The organism is Microvirga sp. HS2 (assembly GCF_055792805.1).
Genome location: NZ_JBVVAJ010000068.1, coordinates 1 through 9,171 on the forward strand (window position 1 = coordinate 1; position 9,171 = coordinate 9,171).

At 69.4% G+C, this 9,171-nt stretch carries 7 protein-coding genes and 3 tRNA genes; 3 read left to right on the plus strand and 7 right to left on the minus strand.

The features are described 5' to 3' along the window. Nucleotides 1–660: 660 nt before the first annotated feature. From ACS5Q0_RS26905 to hemC, 7 genes are all read right to left on the minus strand, one after another. Nucleotides 661–735: transfer RNA gene (locus ACS5Q0_RS26905), tRNA-Gly, on the minus strand. Between the two features lie 20 nt (nt 736–755). After that, a tRNA-Ala gene (locus tag ACS5Q0_RS26910) sits at nt 756–831 on the minus strand. Nucleotides 832–939: 108 nt separating this feature from the next. Beyond that, nucleotides 940–1,015, minus strand: a tRNA-Thr gene (locus ACS5Q0_RS26915). Between the two features lie 81 nt (nt 1,016–1,096). After that, entirely contained in the window at nt 1,097–2,692 is a 1,596-nt protein-coding gene (locus ACS5Q0_RS26920; RefSeq protein ID WP_473129701.1) for a heme biosynthesis HemY N-terminal domain-containing protein, read from the minus strand. 15 nt (nt 2,693–2,707) lie between these two features. Beyond that, nucleotides 2,708–4,225 carry a COG4223 family protein gene (locus tag ACS5Q0_RS26925; RefSeq protein WP_473129702.1) on the minus strand — a complete coding sequence of 506 codons (1,518 nt, stop codon included), beginning with the start codon at nt 4,223–4,225 and terminating at the stop codon, nt 2,708–2,710. A 320-nt stretch (nt 4,226–4,545) separates the two neighbouring features. After that, on the minus strand, nt 4,546–5,244 hold the full coding sequence (locus ACS5Q0_RS26930; RefSeq protein WP_473129703.1) for a uroporphyrinogen-III synthase: 699 nt from the start codon (nt 5,242–5,244) through the stop codon (nt 4,546–4,548). Next, the gene (gene hemC / locus ACS5Q0_RS26935) at nt 5,244–6,170 is read right to left on the minus strand and encodes a hydroxymethylbilane synthase (RefSeq protein WP_473129704.1); all 927 of its coding nucleotides are present in this window, start codon (nt 6,168–6,170) and stop codon (nt 5,244–5,246) included. Before hemC ends, ACS5Q0_RS26930 begins: the two co-directional genes overlap by 1 nt. 130 nt (nt 6,171–6,300) lie before the next feature. Between hemC and tsaD the strand changes: the two genes are divergently transcribed. The 3 genes from tsaD to ACS5Q0_RS26950 are packed head-to-tail and all read left to right on the plus strand — an operon-like array spanning nt 6,301 to nt 8,776. After that, on the plus strand, nt 6,301–7,356 hold the full coding sequence (gene tsaD / locus ACS5Q0_RS26940) for a tRNA (adenosine(37)-N6)-threonylcarbamoyltransferase complex transferase subunit TsaD (protein WP_473129705.1): 1,056 nt from the start codon (nt 6,301–6,303) through the stop codon (nt 7,354–7,356). After that, complete coding sequence (locus ACS5Q0_RS26945) at nt 7,356–8,351, plus strand: NAD(P)H-dependent glycerol-3-phosphate dehydrogenase (RefSeq protein ID WP_473129706.1); 996 nt, start codon at nt 7,356–7,358, stop codon at nt 8,349–8,351. Before tsaD ends, ACS5Q0_RS26945 begins: the two co-directional genes overlap by 1 nt. Before the next feature lie 11 nt (nt 8,352–8,362). Then, entirely contained in the window at nt 8,363–8,776 is a 414-nt protein-coding gene (locus ACS5Q0_RS26950; protein WP_473129707.1) for an EVE domain-containing protein, read from the plus strand. The last annotated feature ends 395 nt before the right edge of the window (nt 8,777–9,171 follow it).

The window sequence follows — 9,171 nt, forward strand, 5'->3', positions numbered from 1 at the left end:
CGTCGTGGAGCTGCAGAAGGGCGCCGGCGAGACCGGTGCGGCAGCGAACCAGGTGCTGGGCGCGGCGCAGGAGCTGGCGCGCCACTCCACCGATCTCGACCACGAGGTCGCGAGCTTCCTCTCAGGCGTCAAAGCCGCGTGAGGCGGGGGCGGGAGCGAGAACCCCGCCCGCGATCGTGGATCGCCTCGAAAGCCCGGCCATGCCGGGCTTTTTTCTTTTCCGCCACGCTGAAACCAGCCGGCCCCGCGGGCCTTTTAACAATGACGGGCCTGTTTCCTGCGCGCCGGACAGGGCCTGTCGCGAACAGCGGATCGGCCAATCGCCCGTGCGGGTTCCTCGGACAACCGGCGGCCGGCCGCGACCCTGGCAGGCCGGGCACCCGCCCCGGTCCGGAAGAGATGGAGGCTGAGATCGAAACACCGCCTGGGCTGATGGCGCCCTCCACTATGCCGGACTGAGCATGGGGGAGGCTCCCAGCTCCACAATCGATATCCTAAAAAGCCGGTTCAGCCGGATCGAGCATCCATGATGCATGACCTTCGAGGTCACCCTTGCGGGCCCTTCCAGATTCCCTGGCAAGGGCCCGTTTCGGTCGCGCGTCTCGCAGACGCGGAGGCGCCGAAAAGCAAAAAGCCGCCCGAAGGCGGCTTTTTTGAAATTGGAGCGGGCGAAGGGATTCGAACCCTCGACCCCAACCTTGGCAAGGTTGTGCTCTACCCCTGAGCTACACCCGCACGCTCCGATGTGATCAGATTGGTGGAGCCGAGCGGGATCGAACCGCTGACCTCGTGAATGCCATTCACGCGCTCTCCCAACTGAGCTACGACCCCAAATCTGATCCGGCAGCACGGTCGAACCGTGCTTCCTTTCCAACCGCTTAGCGGCAAGCTGCCCTTATGGCACCCCCCTTCCAACCTCTTGAAATTCAAAAGGAAGAATGGTGCCGCAAGAGGGATTCGAACCCCCGACCCCCTCATTACGAATGAGGTGCTCTACCAGCTGAGCTATTGCGGCGCGCCGATCATGCGATCGAAGAGGGCGACCTCATACCCTCTCGCCTGCCGCTTGGCAAGGGCAGACGAGAGCTGATTTTGACTACCAGATGGAAAAAGCGCTGCGACGGGCGGACGCTGGCTCTTCGGGCTTCGGCACGTCCGGGGGCGTCGCGGGAAAAACCACCTCTTCCGCCCGCGGAGAGGAGACTTCGTCCTTCGCCTCGTTCGCAGGCTCAGGCCAGGCCGCCTCGACCGCCGCGACGGGCTCAGCCGGTGCAGGCGCAGGCTCCGGGGCCGGGGCGGCCACTACGGTCTCGGGCTGCGCTTCCCTGGCGGGGGTCACCGGCAGCGCCCGTGGCTCGTCGTCGAGATCCGCCGTCACGTCATCGCTCATGGTGATTTCCGGGGCGATCAGCACATCCGGCGGCGCCTGCCAGACGAAGGCGTCGAGGCGGCCTGTCACCGGAGAGATCGGGGCCCAGTGATCCGAGACGATTCCGTCGGCGATCCAGGCCGGGTCGCGCGGCGCGCGGGTGGCGCGGGCGAGCCATTCGCGGCCCCTGCCCGTGGAGCCGTGCTCGGCCTGTTCGAGATCGGACATCAGCAGGCAGACCCGCATGGACGGCCGGTCCGACAGCAACGGCTCCAGTGCGTCCCGGGCGCGGTCGAACTCGCGCGCTTCGAGAGCGGAGCGGGCCACGGCCAGACGTCCCTCCGGCGCGCCGCCCGAGAGCTTGAACAGGGTCTCGGCGCGCTTGAGCCGGTCCAGGCCCGAATCGCCCGGACGCAGGTTGAGATAGACTTCGGCGAGATCCGGATGCGGCTGGCTGCGCCACGCCGTCTCCACGATCTTGGCGGCCCGGCGCAGGTCGCCCCGGCGCGACAGGAGCTTCCCGGACAGCGCCGCGGCGGGCACGAGATCGGGCGCGAGCTTCACCGCGTCCTGGGCGCTCCGGAGCGCGCCCTCGGGATCGCGCTCGGCGCGCTCCAGGGCGTCGGCCGTCAGAAGCACCGCCCGGTGGCGCTTGGCGGTGGCCTTGTCGAGGAGGCCGAGCGACGTCCGCCGCTCGATGGCGTCCAGCGCCCCGCGCCAGTCGCCCTCGGCGCAGCGCGCCTCCAGGACCGCATCGCTCGCCCAGGCGGCCGCCGGAGCGAGGCGTACGGCTTCCGAGGCGAATTCCCGCGCAGCAACGGCATCGCCCCGGCGGCGCGCCTCCACGAACAGGCCGCGCAGCCCCAGCACTCGCGTCTCGTCCTCGTCCATCATCTGCTTGAAGGCGGCCTCCGCCGCCTCCCGGTTGCCCGAAACCTGGGCGGCCTGGGCCTTCAGGAGAAGCGTCAGGGGCTCATGGCCGAGGAGGCGCTCGGCCTCGTTGGCGTAGCGGCGGGCCGCGATGGTATCGCCCGCGCCCACGGCCACCATGCCCCGCGAAACCGCCTGATAGCCCCGGGAGCGGCGGCGCGCCCGCGACGCGAAGGTCAGGCGCGAGGGCAGCCGCAGGATCGTGCTCACCGCGGACCAGAGCAGGGCCAGGGCCAGGGCCAGTCCCGCGAGGGCGACGGCGGCCACCGCGACGGAGGTCTGCACTTCATAGCCGCCGAAGGTGACCAGAACCGTCCCCGGCCTGTCGGCCAGCCAGACCGCCCCGAAGGCTGCGACGCAGAGAAGACCGATGAAGAGTAGAGCACGCCACATTCTGGGCTGTTCCTTTTATTGCGTCGAACGGTTGAGGGCCGCGAGGGCGTCGCTGGAGAGATCGTGGGACGCCTGCCTTGCATCCGCCACGGCCTTCACCTGCCGGCCCCATTCCTCGGAGATCCTGCGCGCGGGCTCGGGCAGGGAGGACCAGGCGGACGCCGCCTGCGCCACGTCGCCGGAGGCCAGGGCCTGCCGGATCCGCGCCACCGTTCCCGAAACGCCGGTCGTCTCCGGTTCGTTCACCGGCCGCACGGTGACCACCTTGTCCAGCATGCGCAGCACCCGGTCGGACCATTCGCCGGAGGCCGCCCGCTCGTCCCGCAGGATCTGCGCCTCGAGCGGCTCGAAGCTCTCGCGCAGGGCGGCGGCGGTCGGCGCGCCCTTCTCCGCGAAGGGCTCCAGGGCTTTCAGCCGCCCGGCGTCGGCGCCGCTTTTGCGCAAGGCGTCCAGCACGTCCGCATAGGGCGCGCCGGTGCGGAGCGCATCGCCCAGGCGCTCGGTAAGAACGACCCGCGTGCTGGACTGGCCCGCCGCCTCCACGCTTTTGCCGCTCTCGGCAACCTGCTGCGAGAGGGATGCGAGGCGCTGATCCTGCTCGCCCAGGCGGCGGTTCAGATCCTGCACGGCGTTCGATGCTCCGGCCGCGCTCTGCGCTGCCGTGCGCACGTCGCCTTCGAGCGTCCGGACCGTATTGTCCAGGGTCTCGAGGCGGTTGGAATTCTCCAGGGCGCCGAGACGGGTGGAGAGATCGTCGAGGCGCTTGGAGAGATCGGTCAGCGCCGCCTCGTTCTGAGGCGGAGGCGGCGGAGGAGGCGCGGCTGGCTCCGGCAACGGCCGGTTGAGCGCCTCCTCGGCCTGCGAGGCGGCGCGGTTCGCCGCGTCCTGGATCTCCTGGAGGCGCTGGTCGAGAGGCGCGCGAGCCTCTTCGAGCGCCTTCAGGCGCTCCTCGATCGGGGAAAGATCCACGTTCTGCGCCCCCGGCTGCGACGGCTGCGATGCCGGCCGGGACTGGCCCAGGGCACTCACCCGCTGCTCCAGCTGCGCGATGCGCGGATCCTGCGCGTTCTGCTGCCAGTGCTGAAGGCCATAGACCAGACCCGCGCCGATCAGGCCGCCAAGGAGGCCGGAGCCGATCACGGCGGCGGCCGAGCCGCGCCGCTCCGGGGCGGGAGGCGGAGGAGCGGGAGGTGGACCGGGGGGAACGCCGTCCGGCTCGCCCGGCGCCTCGGGCGGCGGCGGCGGAACCTCGTCGGCGGCTGCGCCCGGCTCGGCGACCGCGGCCGATGCGAGGGTATCGGTGTCGGCCCCCGAATCGAGCGTCGCCTCCCGAGGACCCAGGGTGTCCTCCGCCGGAGCGCCGGCTTCCGGCATGACGATCGTTTCCTCGGGCTTCACGGCGTCCCAGGCCTTGTCCGCGTCCTGCTGAACGCCTTCATCGACCACGGTCGCCTTCAGATCGATGGTCGCGGGCTCGCGGGAACGCTTCTTGCGGGAATTCTTGGGAGCTTTGGGATCGGATGAATCGGTCACAGGTCACTCTTGGAGGGGCAATTCGGACAAGTCAGACTGGAACGCAATTGAGGCAAGCTTGAGCGCAACCTTCGGTTCCCCGGCAGCGCCGGAGCATCAGGGGAAGGGGACGGATCTATCGGACAACGGTCCTCTCCTTCGGCAAAGGTCCTGGAGCACCGGACTCCAAAGTGGACTCCCACTTTTGGAACCCGCCCGATGCTCCCTCTATCAAGCCGCGCACCGACCGGAGCGGACCCGAAGGGCCACGATTGCTGACGCGGACCTCCGGTGCCGGACGATGCGCTAGGCCGACATCGTAAACGAAGCGGTGACCGAGGTCACGAAGGGCTCCGCACCAGATCGAGCAGCGCATCCTCATGCGGGCGGCTGGCCATGCGCGTGGCCGCGCCCATGGCCCTGAGGGGGGCCGCGACGTCTTCGGACAGGCAGAGGTGGAGGCAGTCGAGGATGGCGAACCGAAGCCCCGCCTTCTCCACCTGCCGTACGAAAAGATCCGCGCTCCGACGGGAATAATGGAGCACGGCCTCGATTTTGCCAGTGCGAAGCGCCTCCAGGGCGGCTTCGGGCAGGGCCGGCAGGGCTTCGGCCTCGTAGACCTCCCAGGACAGCATCGTGAACCCCGCTGCCGCAAGGGAGGCCGCCGGCTCCTCCTTGTGGTGACGCGCCGTGACATGAAGCAGGGTCCGCGGCGGCCGGAGCGTTTCCCGGATCAGCCGGGACAGGGACACCGCATCGCCCTGCGCCGTCGTGATCGAGGTGAACCCCACCTCCTGCAGCGCATCGGTGGTGCGCTCGCCGACGGAGAAGATCGGAACGGCCTTGTCCGGATATGGAGCGAGGCCCTCCACCGCATGGGCGCTGGTGACGATGAGGGCGTCATACGATTCCGCAGGCGCGGGATCGCCTGTCGGCACGACGCGGAGCACGGGCGCGATCACCACCTCGTGACCGAAGGCCGCGAGCCTCTTCGCCGTGCGCTCGGCATCCTCTTGTGCGCGTGTGAGAAGGATCCGCATCACAGGTCCAGGAATCCGGCCGGCATGCGGGTGCGAAGCTCGGTTCCCACCTCGCGTCCGAGGGTGACCGCGTCGTCCGGCGAGCCGCGCCGGACCGCCTCGAGGGTTTCCGAGCCGTCCGGGCGCAGGACGAGGCCGCGGATCTCCAGCGCGTCGCCCACCATGCGGGCATGCCCCGCGATCGGCGTGCGGCAGGAGCCGTCGAGAATGGTGAGGAAGGCCCGCTCGGCGGCGAGCGCGTGGGCCGTGGCGGGATCGAGAATGGGCTGCAGGGCGTCGCGCACCCGCTCGTCCTCGGCGCGGACCGCGATGGCGATGGCCCCCTGCCCCACGGCGGGCAGGAAATCGTCGGTGTCGAGCATGGCCGTCACATGGTCGGTGAGCCCGAGACGGCGCAGGCCCGCCATGGCCAGCAGGGTGGCGTCCACCTCGCCGCGCTCCAGCTTGGCGAGCCGCGTCTGGACGTTGCCGCGCAGCAGCGTGACCGTCAGGTCGGGCCGCAGGCGGCGGACCTGAGCCTGGCGGCGCAGGGACGCCGAGCCGACGACGGCGCCGGGCGGCAAATCGGCAAGGCTCTTGTAGCGGTGGCTGATGAAGGCGTCGCGCACGTCCTCCCGGGGCAGGAAGCCCGCGATCACGATGCCTTCCGGCAGGGTGGTCGGCAGGTCCTTGGCGGAGTGGACGGCCAAATCGATGGCGCCTTCGAGCAGCGCGATGTCGAGTTCCTTGGTGAAGAGCCCCTTGCCGCCGGCCTCCGAGAGGGGACGGTCCTGAATCGCATCGCCCGTGGTCTTGATGATCGACAGGGGCAGGTGTTCGACCGCCCAGCCACGGGCGGCCACCAGCCTGTCTTGCGTCTCGTGGGCCTGCGCCAGCGCCAGAGGGCTGCCGCGCGTGCCGATGACCAGGGTCGGTGAGGAGGTCATTCCCGCTGCGTGCTCCAGATTTTAAGACAACATCCGCGTTTGATCTTGTGCGGCGGGGCGGACTATAGGGTGATGACCGCCGGGCCGAAAGCCCGAATGATCACTTAGAGCCAACGGCAGCTGACAGACCATGCGCATCCTAGGCATCGAAACCACCTGCGACGAAACCGCGGCCGCCGTGGTGGGCGTCGGCTTCGACGGGCGCGGCGAAATCCTCTCCAGCGAGGTCCTGAGCCAGATCGCCGAACACGCGGCCTATGGCGGCGTGGTGCCGGAGATCGCGGCGCGCGCCCATGTGGAGGTGCTCGACCGCCTGATCGCGCGCGCCCTCAAGAGCGCCGGCTGCGCGATCAAGGATATCGACGGCATCGCCGTGGCCGCGGGCCCCGGCCTCATCGGCGGCGTTCTCGTGGGCCTCACCACCGCGAAGGCCATCGCGCTCGTCACCCGCAAGCCCCTGATGGCGGTGAACCATCTCGAAGCCCACGCGCTCACGGCGCGGCTGACCGACGGCATCGGCTTTCCCTATCTGCTCCTTCTCGCCTCCGGCGGCCATACCCAGCTGGTGGCGGTGAAGGGCGTGGGCGATTACGTGCGCATCGGCACCACCATCGACGACGCGATCGGCGAGGCCTTCGACAAGGTGGCGAAGATGCTGGGCCTTGGATATCCCGGCGGGCCCCAGGTGGAGCGCGAGGCGACGAAGGGGAACCCCGAGCGCTTCGCCCTGCCCCGGCCCATGCAGGGTCGGGCGGAGCCGAACTTCTCCCTGTCGGGCCTCAAGACCGCCGTGCGGATCGAGGCGGAGAAGATCGCCCCCCTTACCCAGACCGACATCGCCGATCTCTGCGCGAGCTTCCAGGCCGCCATCGTCGACGTGGTCGTGGACCGCACCCGCGTGGGCCTGCGCCGGTTCCGCGAGATCGCGGGCGCACCGAAGGCGCTCGTGGTGGCGGGCGGCGTCGCCGCGAACCAGACCATGCGCCAGGCGCTCCAGCGTCTGGCCGTCGAGACCGGCCTCAAGCTCGTCGCCCCGCCCCTGGCCCTGTGCGGCGACAACGCCGCGATGATCGCCTGGGCGGGCCTCGAGCGCATGCGGCTCGGCCTCATCGACGACATCGACGCCCCCGCGCGCGCCCGCTGGCCGCTCGACACCAGCGGCCAAGCCGTGGGAGCGAAGGCCTGATGCCGGGAGCGACGGGTCCCATCGGCATCGCCGGGGCCGGAGCCTGGGGGACGGCGCTCGCCAATGCGGCCGCCATCGCCGGGAACGACGTGATCCTCTGGATGCGCTCCCCGGAGCAGGCGGCGGAGCTCGCCCGCACCCGCGCGAACGAGCGCTTTCTGCCTGGCGCCCGCCTGCTCGACCGCATCACGCCGACCGCCGATCTGGACCTTCTGGCCGCGAGCCATGCGGTCCTTCTCGTCACGCCCGCGCAGACGACGCGGGACATGGCGCAAGCCTTGTCGCGCGTTCTCCCGCACAAGACGCCCCTCGTGCTCTGCGCCAAGGGCATCGAGCGCAGCACCGGCGCTTTCCTGTGCGACGTGGTGGAGGAGGTTCGCCCCGGCGCTCCCGTCGCCGCGCTGTCGGGGCCGAGCTTCGCCCACGACGTCGTGCGCGGCCTTCCCACCGCCGTGACGCTGGCCTGCCGCGACGCGGCGCTGGCGGAGGATCTCGCCACCGCCCTCTCCGGCCCGACCCTTCGCGTCTATCACCGCACGGACCTGCGCGGCGTGGAGATCGGCGGCGCCGCCAAGAACGTGCTCGCCATCGCCTGCGGCGCTGTCGTCGGGCGCGGCCTCGGCGAGAGCGCGAAGGCCGCGCTGATCGCCCGCGGCTTCGCAGAGCTCCTGCGCTTCGCCCGCGCCTATGGCGGGGAGGCCGAGACGCTGATGGGCCTGTCGGGCCTCGGCGATCTCGTGCTCACCTGCTCCTCCGCGCAGTCGCGCAACTTCTCCTTCGGCCTCCATCTCGGCCAGGGCATGAGCGTGCAGGACGCCTCGGGCGGAAAGCTCGTGGAGGGCGCCACGACGGCGAGCGCCCTCGTGGCGCTGGCGCGCGACAAAGGCGTCGACATGCCGATCGCCGAAGCGGTCGAGCGGATCCTCTCCGGCGCATGGACCCTCGACCAGGCGGTCGATGCGCTCATGAACCGTCCCATCAAGTCCGAGCATTGAGTTTGAAGAGAATGGCTTACTGGCTCTACAAGTCCGAACCCTCCGTCTGGTCCTGGGACAACCAAGTCGCGCAAGGCGACAAGGGCACCCACTGGAACGGCGTGCGCAACCACGTCGCCAAGCAGAACCTGATGGCGATGAAACTGGGCGAGCAGGGCTTCTTCTACCATTCCAACGAGGGCAAGGCAGTCGTCGGCATCGTGGAGGTGATCAAGGAATATTACCCCGACCACACGGACGAGACGGGCAAGTTCGGCATGGTGGACGTGAAAGCCGTCAAAGCCCTCAAGCGCCCCGTGACCCTCGACGAGATCAAGAAGCAGCCCGGCCTCGAAAAGATGATCCTGGTCAACAATTCCCGCCTCTCGGTGCAGCCGGTGACGGACGAGGAATGGGCCATCGTGTGCAGGATGGGCGGGGTTTAAGGGGCTTCCCGTATCAGGGGCTCACCGTCATCCCCGGCCTTGTGCCGGGGATCCACGTCTTGATGGTGGAGCGGTTCCAAGACGGGGATGGCCGGATCAAGTCCGGCCATGACGACAGGAGGCCATGACGCGGCGTTTCATCAAACGGGCGCCAACGCCATTGCGGCGCAGCCTCAAAAGTATCAACGACCAAAGTCCGATCCCGGTCCCGCTTGCTCAGCCCCTCTCTCTTTCCTTAAACCTAGACCTAATTACACCCTCACGACGTGTCTGGGAGAAGCGCCATGGAAGAGAAGATCTACGACGTCCCGTCCGAATGGACCCACCGCGCCTATCTGGACGCTGCCGGCTATCGCGCGAAATACGAGGCTTCGGTGAAGAACCCGGACGCCTTC

Coding starts and splice junctions, on each gene's coding strand:
- ACS5Q0_RS26920 (WP_473129701.1), bottom strand. CDS start 2,692: ATGTGGCGTGCTCTACTCTTCATCGGTCTTCTCTGCGTCGCAGCCTTC.
- ACS5Q0_RS26930 (WP_473129703.1), bottom strand. CDS start 5,244: ATGCGGATCCTTCTCACACGCGCACAAGAGGATGCCGAGCGCACGGCG.
- hemC (WP_473129704.1), bottom strand. CDS start 6,170: ATGACCTCCTCACCGACCCTGGTCATCGGCACGCGCGGCAGCCCTCTG.
- tsaD (WP_473129705.1), top strand. CDS start 6,301: ATGCGCATCCTAGGCATCGAAACCACCTGCGACGAAACCGCGGCCGCC.
- ACS5Q0_RS26945 (WP_473129706.1), top strand. CDS start 7,356: ATGCCGGGAGCGACGGGTCCCATCGGCATCGCCGGGGCCGGAGCCTGG.
- ACS5Q0_RS26950 (WP_473129707.1), top strand. CDS start 8,363: ATGGCTTACTGGCTCTACAAGTCCGAACCCTCCGTCTGGTCCTGGGAC.